The organism is Mangrovimonas sp. sgz306409, assembly GCF_059735265.1.
In genome coordinates, this window is record NZ_JCAPEU010000008.1 from 217,663 (window position 1) to 241,551 (window position 23,889).

Annotated in this window: 17 protein-coding genes and 2 tRNA genes; 6 read left to right on the forward strand and 13 right to left on the reverse strand. The window is 39.6% G+C overall.

All coding sequences use genetic code 11. The features are described from left to right. Positions 1-12: 12 nt before the first annotated feature. From AC6I5C_RS14380 to flxA, 7 genes are all read right to left on the reverse strand, one after another. Positions 13-927 carry a dialkylresorcinol condensing enzyme DarA gene (locus tag AC6I5C_RS14380; RefSeq protein WP_497905758.1) on the reverse strand — a complete coding sequence of 305 codons (915 nt, stop codon included), beginning with the start codon at positions 925-927 and terminating at the stop codon, positions 13-15. Positions 928-979: 52 nt separating this feature from the next. Next, entirely contained in the window at positions 980-1,867 is an 888-nt protein-coding gene (locus tag AC6I5C_RS14385; protein WP_053978208.1) for a lysophospholipid acyltransferase family protein, read from the reverse strand. A gap of 20 nt (positions 1,868-1,887) precedes the next feature. Further along, positions 1,888-2,130 carry a phosphopantetheine-binding protein gene (locus tag AC6I5C_RS14390; protein WP_053978207.1) on the reverse strand — a complete coding sequence of 81 codons (243 nt, stop codon included), beginning with the start codon at positions 2,128-2,130 and terminating at the stop codon, positions 1,888-1,890. A gap of 10 nt (positions 2,131-2,140) precedes the next feature. Further along, a complete protein-coding gene (locus tag AC6I5C_RS14395; RefSeq protein WP_497905759.1) occupies positions 2,141-3,355 on the reverse strand; it encodes a beta-ketoacyl-[acyl-carrier-protein] synthase family protein in 1,215 nt (404 codons plus the stop codon). 12 nt (positions 3,356-3,367) lie between these two features. After that, complete coding sequence (gene flxB / locus AC6I5C_RS14400; protein WP_497905760.1) at positions 3,368-4,099, reverse strand: flexirubin biosynthesis SDR family reductase FlxB; 732 nt, start codon at positions 4,097-4,099, stop codon at positions 3,368-3,370. Between the two features lie 41 nt (positions 4,100-4,140). Further along, entirely contained in the window at positions 4,141-5,268 is a 1,128-nt protein-coding gene (locus AC6I5C_RS14405) for a WG repeat-containing protein (RefSeq protein ID WP_497905761.1), read from the reverse strand. Positions 5,269-5,354: 86 nt separating this feature from the next. After that, positions 5,355-6,875 carry a flexirubin biosynthesis tyrosine ammonia-lyase FlxA gene (gene flxA / locus AC6I5C_RS14410; RefSeq protein ID WP_497905762.1) on the reverse strand — a complete coding sequence of 507 codons (1,521 nt, stop codon included), beginning with the start codon at positions 6,873-6,875 and terminating at the stop codon, positions 5,355-5,357. A 107-nt stretch (positions 6,876-6,982) separates the two neighbouring features. Here flxA and AC6I5C_RS14415 point away from each other — a divergent pair, with 107 nt between their 5' ends. Continuing rightward, positions 6,983-8,227, forward strand: a complete 1,245-nt coding sequence (locus AC6I5C_RS14415) for an NAD(P)/FAD-dependent oxidoreductase (RefSeq protein WP_497905763.1) — start codon at positions 6,983-6,985, stop codon at positions 8,225-8,227. 24 nt (positions 8,228-8,251) lie between these two features. On the opposite strand, the gene AC6I5C_RS14420 is transcribed toward AC6I5C_RS14415, so the two are convergent. Beyond that, positions 8,252-9,934, reverse strand: coding sequence for a hypothetical protein (locus tag AC6I5C_RS14420; RefSeq protein WP_497905764.1), 1,683 nt, complete (start codon positions 9,932-9,934; stop codon positions 8,252-8,254). Positions 9,935-10,244: 310 nt separating this feature from the next. Between AC6I5C_RS14420 and AC6I5C_RS14425 the strand changes: the two genes are divergently transcribed. Both AC6I5C_RS14425 and AC6I5C_RS14430 read left to right on the forward strand, forming a co-directional pair. Next, positions 10,245-11,240, forward strand: a complete 996-nt coding sequence (locus tag AC6I5C_RS14425; RefSeq protein WP_497905765.1) for a serine hydrolase — start codon at positions 10,245-10,247, stop codon at positions 11,238-11,240. Between the two features lie 2 nt (positions 11,241-11,242). Then, a complete protein-coding gene (locus AC6I5C_RS14430; protein ID WP_497905766.1) occupies positions 11,243-14,089 on the forward strand; it encodes an NTP/NDP exchange transporter in 2,847 nt (948 codons plus the stop codon). Here AC6I5C_RS14430 and AC6I5C_RS14435 read toward each other — a convergent pair. Together AC6I5C_RS14435 and AC6I5C_RS14440 are read right to left on the reverse strand one after the other, a co-directional pair. Continuing rightward, positions 14,086-15,336 carry a serine hydrolase gene (locus AC6I5C_RS14435; protein WP_497905767.1) on the reverse strand — a complete coding sequence of 417 codons (1,251 nt, stop codon included), beginning with the start codon at positions 15,334-15,336 and terminating at the stop codon, positions 14,086-14,088. The genes AC6I5C_RS14430 and AC6I5C_RS14435 overlap by 4 nt on opposite strands. Before the next feature lie 3 nt (positions 15,337-15,339). Beyond that, positions 15,340-18,240: a PEP/pyruvate-binding domain-containing protein gene (locus AC6I5C_RS14440; RefSeq protein ID WP_497905768.1), complete on the reverse strand. Its 2,901-nt coding sequence runs from the start codon at positions 18,238-18,240 to the stop codon at positions 15,340-15,342. Between the two features lie 181 nt (positions 18,241-18,421). Between AC6I5C_RS14440 and AC6I5C_RS14445 the strand changes: the two genes are divergently transcribed. After that, positions 18,422-19,252 carry a cyclase family protein gene (locus AC6I5C_RS14445; protein ID WP_497905769.1) on the forward strand — a complete coding sequence of 277 codons (831 nt, stop codon included), beginning with the start codon at positions 18,422-18,424 and terminating at the stop codon, positions 19,250-19,252. Positions 19,253-19,453: 201 nt separating this feature from the next. Then, on the forward strand, positions 19,454-20,029 hold the full coding sequence (locus tag AC6I5C_RS14450) for a sterol desaturase family protein (RefSeq protein WP_497905770.1): 576 nt from the start codon (positions 19,454-19,456) through the stop codon (positions 20,027-20,029). A gap of 138 nt (positions 20,030-20,167) precedes the next feature. On the opposite strand, the gene AC6I5C_RS14455 is transcribed toward AC6I5C_RS14450, so the two are convergent. The 3 genes from AC6I5C_RS14455 to mutS form a co-directional block, all read right to left on the reverse strand. Next, positions 20,168-20,251, reverse strand: a tRNA-Leu gene (locus AC6I5C_RS14455). A 20-nt stretch (positions 20,252-20,271) separates the two neighbouring features. Next, positions 20,272-20,343 (reverse strand) — tRNA-Gly (locus AC6I5C_RS14460). A gap of 104 nt (positions 20,344-20,447) precedes the next feature. Beyond that, a complete protein-coding gene (mutS, locus tag AC6I5C_RS14465) occupies positions 20,448-23,060 on the reverse strand; it encodes a DNA mismatch repair protein MutS (protein ID WP_497905771.1) in 2,613 nt (870 codons plus the stop codon). A 281-nt stretch (positions 23,061-23,341) separates the two neighbouring features. Here mutS and AC6I5C_RS14470 point away from each other — a divergent pair, with 281 nt between their 5' ends. Continuing rightward, complete coding sequence (locus AC6I5C_RS14470; protein WP_497905772.1) at positions 23,342-23,878, forward strand: RNA methyltransferase; 537 nt, start codon at positions 23,342-23,344, stop codon at positions 23,876-23,878. The last annotated feature ends 11 nt before the right edge of the window (positions 23,879-23,889 follow it).

The following is a 23,889-nucleotide window of genomic DNA, read 5'->3' on the forward strand; positions in this document are numbered from 1 at the left end:
GGCCTTCTTATATTATGAAACAGATGAAAAATACACCTTGTCTCTCTTTATCTTCCCATATAGAGGAAGATAGCTTAACAAAAATAGAATAAAAACAACAGGGGCAATAATCCAAATGGCAAATAATAGGTAATATTTAAAAATTTTAATCCAAAAAGGGCGCTTGGATGAATCCTTATTTGATTTGTTTTGAATAAGGTTTGCCCACTTAGAAAACAACACATTGGCACGTTGATCTGCCACCACCAAAAATGGCTTGATCATGACTGCGCCTTTTGCAAGTAGACCTTCCTGAAGACTTGAATATTCGTCTACTTTCAAAGCATTGGAAATAACAGTTCCAAATCTTTCAGACTCCTCTATATCCTTCTGGGACACGCCAGGTTTTGGAAAAATTCCAAGATAGCGCTTCTTTTCCCCCGTAAACATCCATTTTACGATGGTAATGACACTTACGTGATTAATATGTCTATCTACCAAAACAATATTCCCCACCAACTCTGCATTAATGGCTTTTAATTTCTCCTTAACCTTCTCTTGGGCCATCACCCACATATTTCTACAGCCTATAACCGTCACTACCTTGGCATTGGCCAACAACTGTTTTCCTTCCTCACTTTCCAAAAATGAATTGGCAGGAATGGAAGGCGTCAAATACCAAACACTATACCCAAAAATCACTAAGTCATAATCCGTGTTTTTTATAGATAGTGGAATTGGTTTTACCTTTTGAGGAATTTGTAAAAAAGACTCAGGGAAGGCATCCAGAAACTTATTTTTTGGCCACGGAAACGGAAACGGTGTCTCCATTTCAATTTCCAAAAAGTCCACATGATGTCCTTCCGAAATTAAAGGAGCACTAACATTATTGACAATTTCTGTAAGTTGACCCGATTGGGAATAGTGTATTACGAGGACTTTTTTCAAAAATTAATTTTTCCTGTAATTACGGAATAATTAATCAAAAAAAAAATCAAGTTTAGGATTCATTTTCGGTTTTCCAAAAATCGAAGTAATTGAACCATTGTAAGGGATACTTTTCAAGAATCCAGGTTACGCTTTTGGTATATTCATCCAACAAACCAACAGCATCCCTATGCTTGGATTGTGCTTTCCGTGTATACAAATGGTAATGTTTGTTGGTTTCTTTCATAACATACACAAACAAAACCGGCACACGCAATCTTGACGCGAGCACAAAGGGTCCAGCAGGAAATTGTGCGGTTTCCCCCAGCAACTCATGCTCCATGAATTTAGATCCCTTCACATACCTATCGCCAGTAATGCAAACCAATTCGTTACGAGCCAAGGCCGCATTAATTTCGAAAATATGAGAAAGATCCTCTTGAATCAAGATGAGCTTGATGTTGGATTTTACGGTAACGCTTTCCAAATATTCCTTGATGGCAGTGTGTTCTACATCAGTGGTTAACAAATTGATGGAAGCACAATCTTCCAGTTCTCCAAAAAAGTGTTCGGCGATTTCAAAATTACCCACATGGGCACTGATTAAAATTCCACCTTGTTTCTTTTTAAGCGCCTCCTCCAAAAGCTCAACCCCATCAAATTGATAAGTAAAATAGTCTTTTAGACCTGAAGAGATAGCCACCTTATCTATGATGGTTTTTCCAAACACATAGTAATTTCTATAAATACAAAGGATACTCTTCCAAAATGAGTACCCTCTTCTTTTTCTAAAATAATAGTAGATGGATTTTGAACTGTCCAATGCAAACAGACAGTAATAGGCAGCTACAAAATAAAGAATAAAATAGGCAGAGCGCACCCCGAATTTCTGCATAAAGAACACAAAAATTCTATATCCAAAAACGGTGCCTCTGGATTTACCCTCCCATTCGGTAGCCATAAAATTTTAACGTAAAATGCTTAGCTTAATTTTCGTTCAATAAGATTATAAAAATCTTGCAGTGTCACTACACCAATGAAGTCTTCGCCGACAAGTTTTACTCCGAAGTTAGATTCTATAGCAACAACCAAGTCCACAAAATCCAAACTATCCAGCTCTAAGGTTTCTTTTAAGTTAGCTTCTGCGGAAATGTCATCCTCCTCCACTTCAAACTCGTCAATAAGAAAGTCGTTTATCTTATCAATGATAACTTCTTTATCCATTATCTCTCGCTTATTTTTTAATTATTAATGCTGAATTTGTCCCTCCAAATCCAAAAGAATTGGACAAAAATACATCAAATTTTTTATCTATCGTTTCCGCCACCAAATTTAATTTTGACGCCGCTTCATCAGGTTCACCAAGGTTTATATTGGGCGCTATAAAGTCATTCTGCATCATCAAAATAGAATAGATTACCTCACTTGCCCCAGCCATCCAACACTCATGTCCTGTCATAGATTTTGTAGAACTTACATAAGGCCCATTTTCACCAAAAACAGACAAGATAGCCTTTGCTTCATTAGCATCTCCAACCGGAGTTGAGGTAGCATGGGCATTAACATATTGAATATCCTCAACTTTAATCGCTGCCTGTTCAATAGCCATTTTCATGGCTCGGGCAGGCCCGTCTACATTAGGAGTTGAAATATGGTCTCCATTGGAAGAAAATCCATACCCCAAAACTTCGCCATAGATTGTAGCACCTCGCTTCATGGCAGATTCATAAGTTTCCAAAACCAAAGTCGCAGCACCTCCACTTGGCACAAGTCCGTCCCTATCTTTATCAAATGGCCGCGATGCCTTTTGAGGCTCGTCAGTATGTACTGAAAACACCCCCAAACCATCAAAACTTGCCATGGCCATTTTGTTGATCTCCTGTGCGCCTCCACAAATAATGCAGTCCTGCATACCACTTTTTATCAAATGATAAGCCATCCCGATGGAATGCGAACCACTGGCACAAGCGGCACTCACGGTAAAATTCACGCCCTTCAATTTAAAGATGGTAGACAAGTTCATGGTTACCGAAGAATTCATCCCTTGGAAAATTGCACCAGACCCGACCAAAGTAGTATCTTTCTTTTCCCTAATTTTATCTACAGACTCAATAACCGATTTAGCGGTACTATCATTTCCGTACAAAATCCCGACTTCATTTTGATCCAAAAAGTCCTGTTCGATTTTGGCATTCGACAAGGCTTCTAAAGTAGCTATATAAGCATATTCCCCTTCCTCCCCCAAACTAATACGCTGACGGCGGGAAAGCAAGCCTTTTAAGTTTGGTTGAGACACCATTCCTGTTAACGGAGATCTGTAGCCAAAGGCAATACGGTCTTCATCTACAACAATACCTGATTTCCCCTTATAAAGAGACTCCTTGACCTGCTCTAAATTTTCCCCGATACAGGAGTAAATTCCCATTCCCGTAATTACAACTCTTCTCATCCAAAACCAAAATTAGGAGTAAATTCCTCCATTAATATTTATAACTTCCCCAGTAATATACGATGCCTTATCTGAAGCCAAAAACGCTACGGCATGCGCCACTTCTTCGGGCTCCCCAAATCTATTTAGAGGAATCATATTTTTCAATTCCTTTTCATCAAGTTCTGCGGTCATATCCGATTTTATAAATCCCGGCGCCACCGCATTTACAGTAATTTTTCGCTTAGCCACTTCCTGCGCCAAAGCTTTAGTAGCTCCAATCAATGCTCCCTTAGCAGCTGAATAATTAGTTTGACCAGCCGTTCCTTTAACCCCTGATACCGAAGCAACATTTACAATACGCCCATAACGATTACGGAGTAACTTTTGGATAAAGAAATTGGTCACGTTATAAAAGCCATTCAAGGAAGTATTGATTACGTCCTGCCAGTCGTTTTGTGGCATCCACATAAACAGACCGTCCTTTGTAATACCTGCATTGTTAACAATTACCTCAACAACTGCTTCTTTATTAGCTTCCTGCCAAGCTCCCAAAACAGAAGCCACTTCTTCAGCATTAGCTACGTTAAACTTGAGGATTTCTGCAGTATTCCCTTCAGCTTCCACTGCCTGCTTGGTTTCGTGAGCCGCAGCTTCATTACTATTGTAATTAATTAAAATATGGTAGTTGGTATCTTTTGCTAATTGAATACAAATGGCTCTTCCTATTCCTCTGGAACCACCTGTGATTATGGCACACTTCATTTAGTTAGTTTTTAAGCGGATATTTATTGCAATTATAGGGTTTATTGGAATAATTCCAAATTCTCAAACTCCATATCTTTCAATATTTCTCCATTGGTATTGATGTAGTACCAGGACTTCTTTTCCTTTACCCTAGCCAAGCCATCAATAAACCCTTTTTCATTATTTCTTTTGAACACCGAAAAGCCACTTGCTGTTATATCGTATTTATCGTCTATCACCAAATCACCTTTTGTATTGATAAAACCCCATAATTTAGAAAGTTTTACAGGCGCCAAACCATCCTTGCTAAATATCTCGGCATCTTTATATTGAAAAGGAATAACCTCTTCACCAGCTCTGTTGATATACCCCCAATTCTTGTCTTTCATTACAGGTGCTAAGCCATTTACAAATGCACGGGCCTTTTCATAAGTTGGCGCGATTTCCCATTTCCCTTCGGCATTTACAAATCCCATTTTACCATCCTTTTCTGCATAGGTAACTTCTGGATTATACATAAAGTCCCATACTTTTTGGGCTCCTTCTACTTCTTTAAAAGCACCATTGGAAATGATGCCATACACACCTCCATTAGAAACAATAACCTTGTCGTGATATACATTACTCACTCCATCATACTCTGTAGGCACAAAATAGTTCCCAGATCCATCTACCAAACCCCATTTTTCATTCTCCTGAACTTTGGCGTAGCCATTCACAAAGCCAAAAACCTTTGAAAATTTTACAGGAACCACAACTTCGCCTTTGGCATTGATAAAACCTACTTTGTCGCCCTGTCTTACAATGGCATAACCTTCTTCAAAATCATAAAGTTTATCTGTAGTAACGTCTTTAAGAATCTGCTCCCCATCAGTATTGATATAGATCCACTGATTATCTTTTAATACAATTGCCACTCCAGAATCGAAGGCCTTTGTTTTTTCAAACATGGGCTGAATTGCCCATTCACCTTTTCTATTAATGAAGCCCCATTTTTTATCATCGGTCATGGCTTCTGCCAAATCTCCCGAAAAATTCTTGGCTATTTTAAATTGAGGCTTGATTTGCCAGTCTCCCGTCTTGGTGATGTACCCAAATTTACCATCTTGATTGGCCAACGCAAGATCCTGCGCCACCATTGAACAAATGCTGCATAAAAACAGCCATAGGAAAGATTTAATTTTCATGATTAACAGCTTTATATTAATAATTTACTTAACAACAATTAGCCCTTGCAACCAAATTTCCCTCGGCATGTTAAAAATCAGACCACTTAGTGCGCCATGATAAACTCCTTCACCTTGTTCACAAAAGGATACATAGCAACATCTTCCTTAAATGCAGGTACAAGAGCTCTTATATCGTCATACATCTGTTTTGTTTTGGAAGAAACCTTGTTTTGCAATTCCAAGCATTCAATCGCCTGGACAATGGTAATCATTTCTATCCCTATTACCTCGAAAGCATTCTCGATGACTTTCTTAGTTATCAAGGCCGCATTGGTTCCCATGCTTACAATATCCTGATTATCGTTGTTGTTAGGAATACTGTGCACATACATAGGGTTGGACAGCATTTGGTTTTCTGCAGTCGTGGAAGTTGCCGTAAACTGCACCCCCTGCATTCCGAAATTAAGTCCTAAAGTCCCAAGATTTACAAATGGAGGAAGAATATCGTTCAACCTAGCATTGAGCAAATAATTCAATTGCCGTTCGGCTAACATACTTGTCTTGGCAACAACCGTCTTGAGTTTATCCATTTCCAAAGACACATAATCGCCATGGAAATTTCCGCCGTGATACACGTGCTGCTTTTCTACATCTACAATTGGATTGTCATTGGCAGAATTGACTTCCTCTATCAAAATCTTCTCTACACCTTTCAAGGTATCCAACACAGGGCCCAAAATTTGCGGCACACATCTTAAAGAATAGTACTCCTGCACCTTTTCCTTAAACACCGACACATCATCATTATTGGTATACAAATGATGCTCTCGCTTGCGAGTTAATTGGCTATCCTTTAAATGCTCTCGCATCCTTTTAGCAATTTCACGCTGCCCTACATGCAACTTCGAAGCATTTAATTCTTCCGACAAGTGATCATCATAGGCCTGCACTATTTCATTAATAGCTGCCGAACAAGATGTAATCCACCCCAACAATCGTTTGGTATAAAGAATATTGACAACACCAACCCCCGTCATCACAGAAGTTCCGTTCATTAAGGCCAACCCTTCTCTAAGCTCAACAGAAATAGGCTGAAGTCCTTCCAAATCGAATACTTCTTTGGTTGCTCTTCTTTCCCCCTTATAAAACACTTCTCCTTCACCGATTAGTACCAAGGCCAAATGGGCCAGCTGCACTAAATCGCCACTAGCTCCAACCCCTCCATGCTCATAAATTAAAGGAATGATATTTCTGTTGATCAATTCGGTCATTAACTCAATAACCGATACATGTACGCCAGAATACCCCAAAGAAAGTGTATTCAATCTCGCCACCATGGCAGCTTTCACGTACATAGGCGCTATAGGTTGCCCCGTCCCAGAAGAGTGGCTTCGTATTAAATTGTATTGTAACTGGATGCGCTCAGAATCCTTGATTTTGTATTGAGCCATAGGCCCAAAACCCGTATTCACCCCATAAATGACCTTATTTTCAGAAAACGTCTTTAAAAATTTAAAGCTCTTCGTAACACGCTCCACCACCGTTGGGTGGATTTGGATTGGAGTGTTCTCAAAAATAATTTTATAAAAATCTTCAATTCCTAGTTTCCCGTCAAATGTCAGCATCTATATGTATAAGGTTATTTTTATGATTAAATTTTAATAACTGAAACGAAAGTAGTTATTTTGGTTAGCAAATTTAAAATAATAAATGAATTTATTCCACTAAGCACATGAGCGATACCACTGTTGATGTTTTAATCATAGGAGCAGGCCCTTCAGGCTGTGTGTCAGCCGCCTATTTGCACAAACAGGGCATTAAAGTCAAGGTGATTGAAAAAAGTAAATTTCCACGATTTGTGATTGGGGAAAGCCTTTTACCTAGATGCATGGACCACTTTGAAGAAGTAGGACTATTAGACTGCTTGAAAGCCCAAAATTTTGAGGTAAAAGCTGGCGCTCGATTTTTAAGGGATGATATTGTTTGTAATTTCGACTTTAGCCAAAAACACACCGAAGGTTGGAACTGGACTTGGCAAGTCCCTCGAGCGGATTTTGACAATACATTGGCTCAAGAAATTCAAAAATGGGGTGTAGACATTCTATTTCAACATGAAGTGGTTGATGTGCACATTAAAGAAGATGGCACTTCAACAACCATAATAAAAGATGAAACAGGAAACGAATATTCTGTAAATGCGAAATTCATTGTGGATTCCAGCGGTTACGGAAGGGTATTACCAAGACTTTTGGATTTAGACAAGCCCTCCTCCATGCCTGAGCACTCTTCTATTTTCACACATGTAAAGGACCTTAAACGCCCCGAAGGCAGAGAAGGCACGTTGATCACCTTTGACGTTTTAGACAAGGACACTTGGTTTTGGGTCATTCCTTTCTCAAATGGCATTACCAGTATTGGTATTGTGGGCAAAAATGAATTGATCGATGCTTATGATGGCTCCAACACCGAACGCATGAAAGCCATGCTCAAACTATCCAAATATTACCATGACAGATTTGAAGATTTAGATTTTGAATTTGAGCCTGTTTGCATAAGAAACTACTCCAAGGCAGTTAAAAAATTCTACGGAAAAGGATTTGTATTAACCGGGAACAGTGCTGAATTTCTAGATCCTGTATTTTCATCAGGAGTCACCTTTGCCACGGAATCTGCGCTCCAATCGGCAAAATTGATTGCCAAAGAATTAAAAGGCGAAGTGGTTAACTGGGAAGTAGACTATGCCGATTACATCAAATATGGTGTGAACGTGTTTGCTACCTATGTGAAGGAATGGTATACTGGAAATCTCCAAACACTGTTCTTCCACCGTCCAGAAAACCAAGATGTGAAACGACAAATATGTGCGGTTTTGGCAGGCTATGTTTGGGACCAAACCAATCCATTTGTAAAAAAGCACAACCGGATTGTAGCCTCCTTGGCGCACCTCATCAATATGGAAAAAGAAAAAAGCGAATAGAAACCTATTCGCTTTTTTTTTAGTTTATTTAGCAACATCTTCCGTATTGATTTGCACCTTAATTAAGGCATTCTTTTTATTTTTCGTATCAACTTCCACTAAAAAAGAATCCTCCGTGATTTTTATAACCCTTGACATTTCCAATTCAGGGACTTCAACCTTCCCCTTTAAGTTTCTTAAATCAAAAATACTCCCTTTGGCCACCTCTCCTGTTACATCATCCACGGCATATACCGTTAAATATCCTCCTTGTCCATCAACATGCAAATGTGGAAATTCATTTAAAGGCAAATTCATATTTTTTACATTATCTAAGAAAAATAAATAGTGTTTACCATTACTAGTTAGATGGGTATAGGACATACCCCCTTTACCTCTTAGCCCTCTTTGCTTTTTAGGAATCTTATCCATCCAAGCTAGAGTGCCATCCGGATTTATTTTTGTGATAAGAATATCCCTATAATGATAAACATAATATGCACTTTCCTTTCTATCCATTCTAATTTCATAATACTGCTCACCGCTCAACACCAAACTTCCATCCTCAAAATGAATTAAATCCTTAAGCTGTAAATTTGCAAAAAAAGCAGCATCTTCTTCTTTATCCTCCTTCTTATTTTCCTCCTGATCTCTGTCACTCACATATTTATTTAATACCTCGACCGGTATTTCATGATACACGGTATTGACTAGCTTCCCATTTTCTTTATTAAGCTTAAACACAATAATTCCGTCGGCAATATCGGCTTTAAACTTCTTACCTTGTAAAAACCCATTTTTACTGAGCTCACCATTGTTATAATAGCCTGCACAAAACATATGCTCCCCTGCCGTCTCAAAAATGGATAACTTACTAATAAATTTCCCTTCTAGGTCCAGTTCAATTTTTTGTATCTCGGAATCTCCCTGAGTGATTCTAAAGACTTCTATATGGTAATTAGCCGTTTTATCACTCTTTTTCTTTTTATCATCTGCAGTTTCATCTTCATACACCTTTACCAACATATAAACATTACCACCAGAATCCACCGCATAATCCAAAGCATCCATCTTTCTTTCGGTATACGGCATCTTAAATTCATTGGCCCAAATGGCATTCATAGCATTGTCAAACACCTGAAAACCGATGATATCGTAACTATTGACATCGCTCTTTGCTTTTGGCCGCTTTCGATATTGTGCTAAAATTTTTGTTGAATCTACAGATGTCAACAAATCAAACTTAACTCCTACTCCAATAGATATCCCAGTCCTAATTCCCAATGGTGACCCTGCCAATTTTCCATCGACCTCTACTGATTGGACGGCATCGCCCTCTAAGGCTCCTGTATCCAAATTAATGGTCAGGTAATAGAGGCGCTCCTTTTGAGTTTTTTTACCAGACCAAGAAGAATAAAAATAGTAACACTTCCCTCCAATCTGCAACAGTTGTTCCATCACAAAATTTTTAGGCAATATTTCCGAATTCTCATATTCCTTTTTACTAATTTCTTTTAAACCATTAATATCAAATTTTTGAATGTAGAATTTTTTCCAATCGAATTTTAAAGCGATCATTTCTCCGTTATGCACTAAATAATGCGCCCCTCCTTTAATCGTTTCATAAGGTTTTCCTATTTCGTACGAATAGGCATCGGTTGTTTGTACTTGTCCCTGCATAAAGCTATTGAACAAAAAAAGCAACAAAAGAGTTAGTTGGTTTTTCATCTTATTGTTTTTTAGATTAATAACATTGAACATAGACATTCCTAAGTCTTATTTTACTTTAAAAATCAACTTTCACCTGTAAACTATGTAAACAAGGCCCCCTAGACACTGATTTTCAACACAAAAAGTTGTTAATAAATTCTTACAATGACTTTTCTTAACAGTCTAAAACTTCATCCAAAACACTCTTCAAAATCCAAGTAATTTTCACTATCTTAAATCTTGATTTTCAATCACAAATTCTAGTTAAAGGTTCTCATTTTAAGCACCAACAGAAATAACTTTATATCAATCAATAATTAAATATCCAATGGGCAAACTCCAAAACATTCGCAACTATGCCATTTTTTCCTCATTGGTTCTTACCATAATTTTAACCATTGCATGTAAACGCTCAGAGTCTGCAAACAACACCAAGCAACAAAAGGCTGCGGCTTCAGTAATATCTCCCTCGAGTCCATCCACCCCATCAGACTATTCAAAATTACCCATCAACATTCCTGAAGAGAAGTTTAAGCCATTGCTTGCCTTTTATAACCAAAAGCTTATAGACAACCTTCAAAAAGAACTCTATGCCAACCCACAATGGAAACAACTTATTGAGAGCAAAAAAATGTCGGTCGGTGTGGTAGACCTTAACAACCCTGAAAAACCCCGTTTTGCTTTTCTCAACGGAGATGTTATGATGTACGCTGCCAGTCTACCAAAAATAGCCGTGCTATTGGCCACCCAGGACGCCCTTGAAAAAGGGGAATTGGAAGAATCCGACGAGATTTTGAAGGACATGCGTTTGATGATCAGCAAATCCAACAACCAAGCAACTACAAGACTTATAGACAAATTGGGGTTTGAAAAAATTGAAAGCGTGGTGCGAGGCCCCAAATACCAATTGTATCAAGAAGACAAAGGTGGAGGCCTTTGGGTAGGAAAACGCTATGCTGCCTCTGGTCCTACCAATAGGGACCCTCTAAAAAACCTAAGCCATGCAGCTTCTGTTACCCAAGTATGCCGTTTCTATTACATGTTGGTCAATGGCAAATTGGTTACTAGGGAACGCTCAAAAAAAATGTTGGACATTATGGAAAACCCCGAATTGCACCACAAATTTGTAAACACTCTGGATAGAATTGACCCTGATGCAAGGCTATTTAGAAAATCGGGGACTTGGCAAAATTGGCATGCAGATTCTATTTTGGTTTGGGGTGAAGAAAGAAAATATATTTTAGTAGCTTTGGTAGAAAACCAATTTGGAGAACAGATTATCAGGAACTTAGTCGTTCCCGTTGAAACTGCCATAAAGATGTAACTATGCCCAACACCAAAGGACTCAAAGCCTACCTACTAAGGGTATTTGATATCAATGAAGACGAACTGCAAAAAACACTGTTGTTGCAGCTCAATATTTTTTTGATTGTTACCACCCTTCTCATTGTAAAACCTACCATTAATTCCATCTTTTTATCGCAACTTACTGCCAAAGCACTTCCTATAGGTTATATCTTAACTGCCATTTTCGCCATTGCCGGTTCCTACTTTTATGATAAGGCCCTGGAAAAATGGCCCCTTATAAAAATTATTAACCGCACATTTCTAGGTTCAGTTCTCATACTGATTCTATTTGGTGTGGCCCTAAATTTACATCTCGGATTACGATATTTGCTTTACATCCCATATGTATTTATCGCGATTTACGGCCTGTTGACTACCTCTCAATTTTGGCTCTTCGCCAACATGCTCTACAATGCTAGGGAAGCTAAACGCGTTTTTGGATTTATTGGCGCAGGGGCTATTGCCGGCGGGATTGCTGGAGGATACATCACCTCGCTCCTTTCCCTATTCATGCCCTCGGAAGACCTACTGTTTGTTGCCGCAGCCTTATTGTTTTGCTGTATCCCGATTACCCGTTACCTATGGCGTTCGGAAATCATTAAACACCATAGCCGGTTTGTCACACACAAAACCACACAAAATGGACAGTCACCCTTAAAACTCATCAAGCAATCACACCTTTTATCCTTATTGGCAATCGTCATTGGTATAAGTGTGATTGTGGCCAAATTGGTAGATTATCAATACAACCACTACGCTTCGGAGCTCATTGAAAACCCCGAAGAACTTACTGCATTTTTTGGTTTTTGGTTGTCTACCCTCAGTGTTATTTCATTGGTTATTCAATTGTTCTTTACCAAACATATTGTAGGAACTTTTGGGGTTGGAAAATCACTGCTTTGGCTACCTGTAGGTATTCTTTTCGGCTCCATTCTTCTAGTGTTTCTTCCAGAACTTTGGGTCATCGTTCTCATTAAAATTGCTGATGGAAGTTTAAAACAATCGGTCAACAAAGCCGCTACCGAACTTTTGGTAATCCCCATCCCCATTGATATCAAGAAAAAAACAAAAACCTTTATCGATGTGGTCATCGACAGTATTGCCACGGGTATTGCCGGATTCTTACTCATCTTCATTATCAACGGACTTCAATTGCACCGCATTTACGTGAGCCTACTCACCATAGCCTTTATTTGCGCTTGGATCTATTTCATTTTCAAAGTAAAAAAAGCCTATATTTTAGCGTTCAGAAAACTATTGGATACTTCGCATCCTAAAAGCAACAAGGAAGACGAACCAAAACCAGAACTCCCCGTCACTTCCATTATCAATAGTGTGAAACGGGTGTTTGAACAAGGCACGGAATCTCAAATCTTGCATATGCTGAACCGAACTTTGGAACATCCCGACGAACGGTTTTTCACTGCTATCAAAGGACTTCTCAACCACAGCTCCCCAAAAGTAAAAGCCTCGGCCATAGAAAACCTATACTTTCTAAAAAAGGAAGACCTTTCAACTGCCATCGAACCTTTGATTTATGATCCTGACCAAGAATTGACCACCAATGCCCTGAGATATATTATCCATAAAAACAGAAAACATCCAAAAGCCGTATTTGAAAAATATATCAATAGCGAGGACGAATCCATCAAAAATGCGATGCTCATAAGTTTATCTTTAGAGCTTCAGAACAAACATCAATTACTTCAAAAATTTGAATTTGAAAATTGGCTTGAGAAAGCTATTGAAGAATATAAAAACAGTGCTGATCCCGTTTACAAAAAACATAAAATACTTTCTATTTTAGAAGCCATAGGCCATTCCAAACTAAAAAAATACGATTATGTCCTTACTGCCGAATTCAACAACAAAGACCCAGAAATTGCCAATGTAGCTATTACAAGCGCCGGAAGCTCCAAGTCTTTGGATTATATAGAAGCCATTGTAGACCAATTGTCTCGAAAGGAAACTAGAGAGACTGCCATGGAAATGTTGCATAACTACGGCCCTAGTATCATTGAGGTGTTGGTTCAAAAAACTTTAGATGAAGATCTCCCTATCGATGATGCCCATTTCATCCCTTCCGTCATTGAATCATTTTCTTCGCAGCAGGCTGTAAACGGTCTTATAGAACTAATCGACACCACCGAACATGCAGTGACCATTGCTGCTATCGAGTCATTACAACATTTAAAATGGGAATATCCTTCACTAAAAATCAAGGATCAGTTTGTGGTAGACAAAATTTTGGACGAATGCCATTTGTACCAAAGTACCCTTTCGTCTATTCATTCGCAAATCATTCTGGACTTTAAAGAAAAAAGCGAACACAAGGACCACACAGCTATTGACGATGCCAGAAGGGGACTTATGAGAATCTTGGAACAGCGATTGGACCGTCAATTGCATCGCATCTTTAAGTTTTTAGGAATTAAATATCCTCCTCACGAAATTGAACCAATTTTGGATATCATCATTAATGGCGAGGAAGAGCAACGCACCAATGCCATCGAATTTTTGGACAATGTCTTGGACATGCACTTAAAAAGAGAATTGATTCCAATAGCAGAATCTGTAATTATTTCGGATAAAATTTCTGAGGAGATGATCGACAAACTCAACCTTACGGTTTACAGTGAATCCGAGTGCTATAAAGTATTACTGCAACGACACGACATCAAGATCAAGCATGCCGTATTGTATTTGATAGAAAAAATAAACCAGAAAAAATTCATCCCCTTAGTAGACATTGTATTGAACGACCAAAGCAAAACTGTTCGACAACAAGCGCATACAATTAAAGAGCAATTGCAAGCACTTCCTTAATCCCGCATAAGGGCATCTATTTTGGAAGCCAACATTAAATGATCATATGCTGAATTTTTATTGAGCACATTAGACATTAAACAGACCGCATACCTAGAGCCATCTGGCTGTTCCACAATGGCCACCGAGTTCATATAATTATACACGTTTCCTTCGTAATCGCCGCACCCAGGATTTTTACTTCGGTCGCATTTATAAAAACTCCCTGATTTAAAATACACGGCGGCACTGTCCAATTTTTTGGAGGCTGCATAACGAATACGTCTATCGGTTAAATACAGTAAACGTTTCATTTCTAAACTAGAAGCTTTATCAATAAACGCTCCCTTTTCCAAAGCCACCATATACTTCATCAAACCAATCGGTGTACCAATACTACCGCCCGTTCCTGGAATATGTTCTCCAGCCCCATTGGTAAAAAATTTACCCAAACGCCATTCGTCCTCTGTAATCCCAATATCCCGTAAAGGCTGGTTGACAATTTTTATCGCCAATTCAGACAATTCCTTTTTAGGTGTTTCTTTAAAATAGGCCTCTGCTTCCTCAAACGTCAAATCTGGATATTTATCTTCAAACACATGCATCAAAAGAGCTTCACGCCACACCACACTAGCTGCTCCATTGTTACTTACTGACACCATATTATCCAGCCACTCATATAGGGTAAACACATCCTTTTCAGTCACTTTCCGCTTTACCATTTTTTTGGTTTCCAAATTATAAACAGGCACCGTATGATGGTCATATAAAGCCCAATCACCCGCCTTTATTGTTTTGGCTTTCATCAAGTCTAGTCGCTTGTCAAAATCGTTTGGATAGACACGACAAAGGCCTTCAAAAAATGAAGCCAACACTACCAGTTTCCCAACACTTCCTGGCTGATACCCCTCTGTTTCCCTATGTTGTGCATAACGCACAGGACTGCCTTTGGTCATATCCAAAACTGTCAAGGAATAGTTTTTATCCAAGCCTTTAAAAAGAGCATCCACTTTCTTTTGGAGAGGTTCGTCTACCGCAGGAACGCCTAAAAATTCATCTTTTCTATCCAGTAAATTCAACTTTATAGAATCCATGGGATAAAAAGCTCCCGCAGGAATTCGATTACTTTCTATCTCCCCTTTTTTAACCTGCTCCCAATACACCAAACGTTTAATTCCCGTACGATCATACCCGTCGATAGGATAAAATGAAGACAACGAAAGTCCTACAACAATAGTTAGAATACCAATGCCAAATCTTAATTTCATAACTTACAGTTTTGTATTGAGTGAAAGTGTTTTTTGCATGTCCACTTTAGGAGAAATAGACTCCAAATAGGTAGAGCTCTTGGCTCGTTTATTTTCAACGAAAGGCCTCACTTGAAACAACCACAGTTTTCCATCCTTAAAGCCTAGCTCTACATCATAAGGTCCTTGAATCCCCTGAGCTTCCATTTTATCCACAAGCGTTTTACTGAACATGTTCACCTGCCTTCTAGTCTCAGCACTTACAATAGGTGTTTCAAAAGTGGTAACATGCTCCTCAGTCCCCCCTGTTTTTGGCAGTGATTTATAGAAAGGCTCACGGGAAGGCGCAATTAAACGATAGCCCCCATTGGAAGCGATGGCCCAAGTTTCGGCGGCCTGCCCATCTACAGCGCCACCAACGCCCCGACTAAAAGCCACGGTAATCTCATCGGTTTTTCCAGAAGTGACGCCTTTGGTAATCATCACTCCTGAAAAATCGTTATCTACCCCAGGAATCACCACTATGGAGGGGTACACATTTTCTGGATTGGTCAAATATTTTTGGCGCCATTTAAAGCTACGTTCTGTGTAAGGCGACGCCCAAACCGTCTTGATTCCTTTTATGATTTTTTCCTTTTCAAGAACGTTGAACAAGGTCAAATTCAAGCCCGCCCCTGTAAAACTTTTAAGATCTTCCATATTGGTGTCGCTTCTCAAGAACACAGGCACAGTACCCAATTCACCCTCTAAAATGGAGGTAAACGAAGTTTCCAAATTATCTAAAAAAGAATTCGTCAAAGGCATTTCAATAATCAAATTTCGTAATTGAGCCAATTCCTTTAACTGATAATCTTCGACGGCTTTAGCTGATTCTCCCTGCTCACTCATTTGTCGTGCATTGGCAAAAATACTGTTCAAATATTCCCAGTAAGTCTGTTCCCTTCCAGGGATCGTCTGTTTCATATGCTCTAAAAACACTCCAAAAGGAATCACAAAGCCATTGACTACATGGTCTGGAAAATTTTGTTTCAACTCTCCCAAATTAGCAGCTTTAGGTCCACAATAAATACCTGATGAAGCGGCATTGACTTCACTTAAACTCATCGTAGTATTACGATCCAGTTTGATTTTCTCAACTGGAACCGTAATCATTTCATGACTTTGTTCTGCTTTACTAAACAGCTTGCGCTCTTCCTCGGTCATGTCACTTTCCGATTTCATAATCACCGTTCCAGAATTGGATACCGCATAAAATACTTTTTCACCAGCATGTTTCTTAAACGAGGCCACATTCGCACTGGAAACTGCGGCATTGGGAATTGCCAAATTCCTAGCCAATAATTGTACATGCGACACAAGATTCCCTTCGGAAACATTTAAAATTCCAGCCACTGGTTTTAAATCGGAAGGCGGCCTTCCAAACACATAAATATTATTGGGATTGACTGCCATATTTTCTGCAGAACCTTCCACAACTACCAATTCTCCAAACGCGTATCCAGGATTCAAACCATGGATGTGACTTTGATTGTTCAGGTCCAAAACGTGGTTGCTCAAAGAGGAGGCTTCGGTGATAAAATTCCCCAACTTTCCAATACTGTTTCCCAAATACAAGGCCACAGAACCTCTAATCCGGTCGTCCAAAAATCCATGCGCCAAGGGTTCGAATCCTTCATAAAGAGATACAACCGGCCCAAAAACAGCACTGTTCTTTCCAGTTCCCCACTCCAACTGTTGTCTGGCCGCGATCAAAAGATCCTGCAAGGCTTCCAGAGTCGCTTCGTCATTACTTTTTTCAGAAAGGGACACTTGCAACTGGTCCCATTCCCACAGTTCTGTATACCCCGAAGCAGCCGAGGCCATACTGAGGTAACAAATTTTATCGGTTAAGTATTTTAAATCTTCCTCGGGATATTCGGCAATCTGTTTGGTAATTAACAATTCCAGTTTTAAGGACAAATCGAATATGGCTAAACGCCCTTGAGGTGAGGACTCTTCCAACATATGCTCCCTAATGAACCACATGGCATCCGCCGACGCTTCGATGGTTTCGGTGATAGGAGCATTGGTATAGCCTTCAATAAATCCATTGAGATATGAAACGATATCTTTATTGGTCACATCTTTTAAATAATCTGACAACGAGGCCACTTTCACAGGTTCAAAAAATCGCTCCATGGTTGTCACCAATTCATCTAAATCCTTTTGAAGCCCCGGGGTAAGCTTGCTCCCCTGACTTTTTTTGAATTCTTCAACCTTGGAGATATCCGACACTTCCGGTTGGCCGTGAATTTTTATTCTCAAATTCATAAAAGGCTCATAAGCATCTGCAACCGCTTTGGATTGACTGCGCATAAGTTGCGCCACATTATCATCGCCGGCATGCGGCACATCTTTTATCGCCTGGCGCAAAAAGTAAAAATGCTTTTCAATATAACTATCGTTGCCTAGCAACTCAATAAAAAACGCTTTTCCCCAAGCCTGTTCATCTTCTGCTTGAATGGCTCCCCTGTAAAATTGCGCTTTTTGATGGATCCAGCCATCATCTACAGATTTCAAGTATTTTTCCAGCATGTACTGTTTGATACGGGAATGGTAATTGGCCTTATCCCAAAAGGCTTCAACATCGGTAGACGCCAAAATCTGCCCCAAATACACATGGCTTTGCTCCCCTAAAGCCGCAACCTCTTCCTTATACCTAGCATGTTGCACACCTTCGCCCTCACAAGGTTCCTTGGGCATGTTAATGGTTCCATCTTCACAAAACCAACGAATGTCTCGATATGGCCCCCTAGCATCCGTTTTGTAAGCCGCAATCATTGATTTGATTTTGGCATTGTTGACAGAGGAAGTGCTAGAATGCTGAGAAAAACTAAAAACGGGAACACAAAGTAAGAAGAAAAGGAGGGCTTTGAATGGCTTCATAGTGTATCAATTTGATTTACAACTAATTTAGAAAAATTTTCCCATAACTCCCTGAACCTCATCTAAAAAACGAAATCTTATTCTAGAAACCTCACATAATTTAATGAAGAGAAAATATCACTACCTTTAAGACTCCCCTCCTCGCACCACAACTTAAAAGAACATCCAAAATGAATTTCAAATGAAAACCCTTTTTTTATTAATGTGTTGCCCTATACTATTGTTTACATGTAAAGAACAACCGTCAAATGAAATTTCACCTATGGAAACTGTCGCCAAAAGTGATTTCACTCACAAAACCATCGTAGATTTATCGCACGATTATTCTAGGGAAACGGTGTATTGGGTGACAGCCAAGGAATTTGAAAAAGACACGGTGTTTATGGGACCTACCGACAAGGGATATTTTTATTCTGCTTTTAACATTTCCACTGCGGAACATGGTGGCACCCATATTGACGCTCCAATCCATTTCTCAAAAAACGGACAATCGGTGGAAGAACTGCCTTTGGAACACCTTATAGGACCAGCCATTAAAATTGATGTTTCTTTCAAAGCACTCCAAAATCCCGATTATTTAATCAGCATTGAAGATCTTACAGATTGGGAATTGAAAGAAGGCAAAACTATTCCCGATGGAAGCATTGTATTGTTACAAACTGGATTTTCTAAATATTACCCCAACAAACTGAAGTATTTGGGCACCGAAGAACGCGGAGATGCTGCTGTTGCCAAACTTCATTTCCCCGGACTTTCCCCCGAAGCGGCCGAGTGGTTGGTAACCAACAGAAACATTCACTCCATAGGTATTGACACGCCAAGCATCGATTATGGGCAATCGCAATATTTTAAAAGCCATGTCGTGTTGCTTTCCAAAAACATTCCTGCTTTTGAAAACCTCACCAATTTGAATTTACTCCCAGCACAAGGCTTTGAAATCATTGCCCTCCCAATGAAAATAAAAGGCGGTAGCGGCGCTCCTTTACGAATTGTAGCGCTTTTGAATCCTTAAGTGCAATCTAAACACCTTAGAAACAACATAATTCACAACACCTAAGAAAAAAGCTCCTTATCTAAGAATTTTGTAAATTGTATGCTAAACCATAGCACCTAGCCCCAAAATAATGCGCCTTGCAGTTAGACATAAAGGGAATGAGCCAAAGGTTTTCCACTTCCCTTGTGTTTTATTTTTTAAGAAATAAAATGTCGTAGCATGAATGAAAATAGGACTTACAAAGTTGTAAAAACCAACTCTATGTTAGCAGTGGGTGTTTACCTGCTATTATCCCTTGCCGTTTTAATCTATGGCCTTTTTAAGATTGACTTATTTTTTGCAAACAAACTTTTACTCTTAATCTCAGGACTCCTGCTGTTTACCCTTATTGAATACTTGGCCCATCGGTTTTTATACCACTCTGGCGAAGATTATAAAAATGAAGCAAATTGGCAATACACGGTTCATGGCGTACATCATGCCTACCCTAAAGACGAAGGCTTACTGGCCATGCCCATTCCACTCGCTATACTTTTGGGAGCACTCTTCTTTGCTCTATTTTATGTAATTATGGGAGAATACACCTATTTATTTTGGCCTGGATTCTTTTTTGGATACGCTGCTTACCTATATATCCACTACATCATCCATGCTCGAAGGCCTCCAAAAAATTGGTTTCGGTATCTATGGAAACACCATCATTTACACCATCACAAATTCGACGATAAAGCCTATGGGGTAAGCTCGCCACTTTGGGACATTGTTTTTGGCACCATGCCGCCTAAAAAACGTTAGGCAAAAACAGCTCTTTTGAAATAAACAATTTCCAATAAATAGTAGTAAAACAGATTACTCAGGTAATTTGAAGAAAATCATATAAAAACAAAAAATCCGCAACTTCTTGACAAACAAGCATGTTACGGATTTTTGCAGTACTGAAGGCGGGACTTGAACCCGCACGAACTAATGTTCATTGGATTTTAAGTCCAACGTGTCTACCAATTCCACCACTTCAGCGTATTACCATTATAGTTCAGAGCGAAAGACGGGATTTGAACCCGCGACCCTCACCTTGGCAAGGTGATGCTCTACCCCTGAGCTACTTTCGCAATAAAGCAATTTATTTAAAAGAACGTCTGTCTCAATTGCGAGGGCAAATTTAATACAATTCTTAGAATTGCAAAGCCTTTTTCAATAAAAATATTTATTTTTTTTACGCCTGTTTCTTTTTCAGCAACATACGTTTTATATCGTTCAGCTTCATTAGGGCTTCCACCGGTGTTAAGGTATCAATATCGGTAGTTACAATCTCTTCCCTGATCTGCTCTAATAACGGATCATCAAGATTAAAAAAGCTCAATTGCATCTCGTTGTTAAGGTTTTTCACCTTATCCGTAAGCTCTTCATTGGAATGCGATTTCTCCAATTGCTTTAGAATTTTATTGGCTCTGTGGATCACCTGCTGTGGCATTCCCGCCATTTTGGCTACGTGGATACCGAAACTATGAGCACTTCCTCCTTCTACAAGCTTTCTCAAGAACAGCACATTGTCCTTTAATTCCTTTACAGAAACGTTGAAGTTTTTAATGCGCTCGAAGGTTTCTGCCATTTCGTTCAGCTCGTGGTAATGGGTAGCGAATAAGGTTTTGGCGCGACTTGGATGTTCGTGCAAATACTCACTGATGGCCCAAGCAATGGAAATACCGTCATAGGTACTGGTTCCACGGCCAATCTCATCCAACAGCACCAAACTACGATCGGACACATTGTTCAAAATAGAGGCGGTTTCGTTCATCTCTACCATAAAGGTCGATTCTCCCATAGAAATATTATCACTGGCACCTACCCTGGTAAAAATCTTATCTGTAAGTCCAATACTCGCAGCTTCGGCCGGCACAAAACTTCCTATTTGCGCTAACAGTACAATAAGGGCGGTTTGCCTTAAAATAGCGGACTTACCGGACATGTTAGGCCCCGTAATCATGATGATTTGCTGTTGGTCTCTATCTAAAAACACATCATTGGCAATATAAGCTTCGCCGTGAGGCAACTGTTGCTCAATAACTGGGTGCCTTCCATTTTTAATATCCAAAACATGGGTATCGTTCACATCTGGACGTGTATAGTTGCGTTCCAAGGCCAATTGGGCGAATCCGCACAAGCAATCCAATTGGGCAATCAACGAGGCATTCTTTTGTACAGGCTGAATAAACAAACCAATCCAACTTACCAATTCCGCGAACAATTGCTGCTCTATAGCCAAAATACGCTCTTCAGCGCCTAAAATTTTGGCTTCGTATTCCTTGAGTTCTTCAGTTATATAACGCTCGGCATTAACCAAAGTTTGCTTTCTAATCCATTCCGAAGGAACTTTATCTTTATGCGTATTTCTTACCTCTATATAATAACCAAACACATTGTTGGACGCAATTTTTAAAGATGTGATTCCAGTACGCTCGCTCTCACGCTCCAACATATTATCCAAGTAATCCTTCCCTGAAGTGGACAACTCTCGCAGTTCTTTCAATTCCGCTGAATAATCCGAGGAAATGGAATTTCCCTTCAAAATATTTACAGGCGCTTCTTCATTTAAAGTCGCTTTAATACGTTGGCGCAACTCTTCACACATCAGCAAGGCATTGCCCAGCTTTTCAAGGGCCGCATTACTACTTCCTGAAAGCATGGCCCTAATAGGTACGATAGCTTCCAAGGCATTTTTAAGTTGAATGACCTCTCGCGGATTGATCTTACCCGTAGCTACTTTGGAAATCAAACGCTCCAAATCGCCAATATGCTTGATATGCCCCTGAACCTTTCCTAGTAACACCGACTCGTCTTTAAGGTGCTCCACCACCTCATGTCGTCCCTGTATTTTCCCCAAATCCACCAACGGCAATGCCAACCAGCGTTTGAGCAAACGCCCTCCCATAGGGGAAATGGTTTTGTCTATCACCTCAACCAAGGTCACCGCATTTTGGTTTGTGGAATGGTAGAGTTCCAGATTCTTAATGGTAAATCGATCCATCCATACATGTTCCTTTTGTGTCACGCGCTGAATGGAGGTGATATGTTGTAATTTATGGTGCTGGGTTTCTCCCAAATAATGCAAAATAGCTCCCGAAGCCACAATTCCTTCATAGAGATCTTCCACTCCAAACCCTTTTAAGGATTTTGTATTGAAATGTTTCAATAGGGTTTCATTGGCATAATCATCCTTAAACACCCAATCCTCCAAATAGAAGGTATGGAAATCTTCTCCAAACACGCTTTTGAATTCGTTGCGTTTTGGTTTGGATACCAATACCTCACTCGGACTAAAATTTTGAAGCAACTTATCTACATATTCGGCATTTCCTTGCGAAATCAAAAACTCACCCGTAGACACATCCAAAAAGGACACGCCCATTACATTTCTACCAAAACACACCGCCGCCAAAAAGTTATTGGTTTTGGAATGCAAAATATCATCGTTAAGCGCAACCCCAGGCGTTACCAGTTCGGTTACCCCTCTTTTTACAATGGTTTTGGTTTGTTTGGGATCTTCCAATTGGTCGCAGATGGCCACACGTTCCCCTGCCTTTACCAACTTGGGCAAATAAGTATTCATCGAATGGTGCGGAAATCCGGCCAGCTCTGTTTCACTTTCACTTCCCGCTCCGCGTTTGGTCAAAATAATGTCCAAAATTTTAGCTGCCTTAACGGCATCCTCCCCGAAGGTCTCATAAAAATCTCCAACTCTAAACAACAACAGGGCATCAGGGTATTTGGCCTTGATACTGTTGTACTGCTTCATCAACGGGGTTTCTTTTTTAGCTTTTTTTGCCAAGGGTAAATTAATTTATAAGTATTATTTTTGCTCCATAATCCTCGATACATTTTGAATTATAATGAAAACAACTGGATATTTCCTGTGGTTTTCATTATAATTCAAAATGTACCGAAAACAAGTAGATTTAAGGATGGCTAATGTACTTATATTTTGATGGTTTTTAAAATGGCACCCTGAGAAGTTATTTACATCCTGTTGATAATTTCCATGCAGCAAACCCTGCTTGGAACCTACAAAAAACAGCCTTATCCACAGATTTTTGACCCTAAAGTAAGCATATGCGAAAGTTAAAAAATAGCGAATTGGACCGGTTGAGTGTTGAAGAATTTAAAACCTCAGAAAAAACACCACTCATCATCGTCTTGGACAATATCAGAAGTTTGAACAACATTGGTTCGGTATTTAGAACCAGTGATGCCTTTTTGGTTGAAAAAATTTACCTCTGCGGCATTACGGCTACCCCACCTCATAAGGACATCCACAAAACAGCTTTGGGTAGTACCGATACGGTAACTTGGGAATATGCCAAAGACACTATGGAAGTCGTGGAAAAACTACAAGCTGAAAACGTGAAATTGGTTTCCATAGAACAAGCTGAAAATGCTGTGATGTTGAATGAGTTTACCCCCGAAGCCAACACTAGATATGCTTTGGTATTTGGAAACGAAGTAAAAGGCGTTGCCCAAAAAGTGGTTTCTGCCAGCGACATGGTGTTGGAAATTCCGCAATACGGCACCAAACATTCCTTGAATATTTCCGTGAGTTGCGGTGTGGTGGTTTGGGATGTATTTAGTAAGCTGAAAGCACTGAAATAAGGGCAAGAAAA

Coding starts and splice junctions, on each gene's coding strand:
- AC6I5C_RS14440 (WP_497905768.1), bottom strand. CDS start 18,240: ATGAAGCCATTCAAAGCCCTCCTTTTCTTCTTACTTTGTGTTCCCGTT.
- AC6I5C_RS14430 (WP_497905766.1), top strand. CDS start 11,243: ATGCCCAACACCAAAGGACTCAAAGCCTACCTACTAAGGGTATTTGAT.
- AC6I5C_RS14470 (WP_497905772.1), top strand. CDS start 23,342: ATGCGAAAGTTAAAAAATAGCGAATTGGACCGGTTGAGTGTTGAAGAA.
- AC6I5C_RS14405 (WP_497905761.1), bottom strand. CDS start 5,268: ATGAAAATTAAATCTTTCCTATGGCTGTTTTTATGCAGCATTTGTTCA.
- flxA (WP_497905762.1), bottom strand. CDS start 6,875: ATGCTGACATTTGACGGGAAACTAGGAATTGAAGATTTTTATAAAATT.
- AC6I5C_RS14425 (WP_497905765.1), top strand. CDS start 10,245: ATGGGCAAACTCCAAAACATTCGCAACTATGCCATTTTTTCCTCATTG.
- AC6I5C_RS14390 (WP_053978207.1), bottom strand. CDS start 2,130: ATGGATAAAGAAGTTATCATTGATAAGATAAACGACTTTCTTATTGAC.
- AC6I5C_RS14435 (WP_497905767.1), bottom strand. CDS start 15,336: ATGAAATTAAGATTTGGCATTGGTATTCTAACTATTGTTGTAGGACTT.
- AC6I5C_RS14395 (WP_497905759.1), bottom strand. CDS start 3,355: ATGAGAAGAGTTGTAATTACGGGAATGGGAATTTACTCCTGTATCGGG.
- flxB (WP_497905760.1), bottom strand. CDS start 4,099: ATGAAGTGTGCCATAATCACAGGTGGTTCCAGAGGAATAGGAAGAGCC.
- AC6I5C_RS14420 (WP_497905764.1), bottom strand. CDS start 9,934: ATGAAAAACCAACTAACTCTTTTGTTGCTTTTTTTGTTCAATAGCTTT.
- AC6I5C_RS14445 (WP_497905769.1), top strand. CDS start 18,422: ATGAAAACCCTTTTTTTATTAATGTGTTGCCCTATACTATTGTTTACA.
- AC6I5C_RS14385 (WP_053978208.1), bottom strand. CDS start 1,867: ATGGCTACCGAATGGGAGGGTAAATCCAGAGGCACCGTTTTTGGATAT.
- AC6I5C_RS14415 (WP_497905763.1), top strand. CDS start 6,983: ATGAGCGATACCACTGTTGATGTTTTAATCATAGGAGCAGGCCCTTCA.
- AC6I5C_RS14450 (WP_497905770.1), top strand. CDS start 19,454: ATGAATGAAAATAGGACTTACAAAGTTGTAAAAACCAACTCTATGTTA.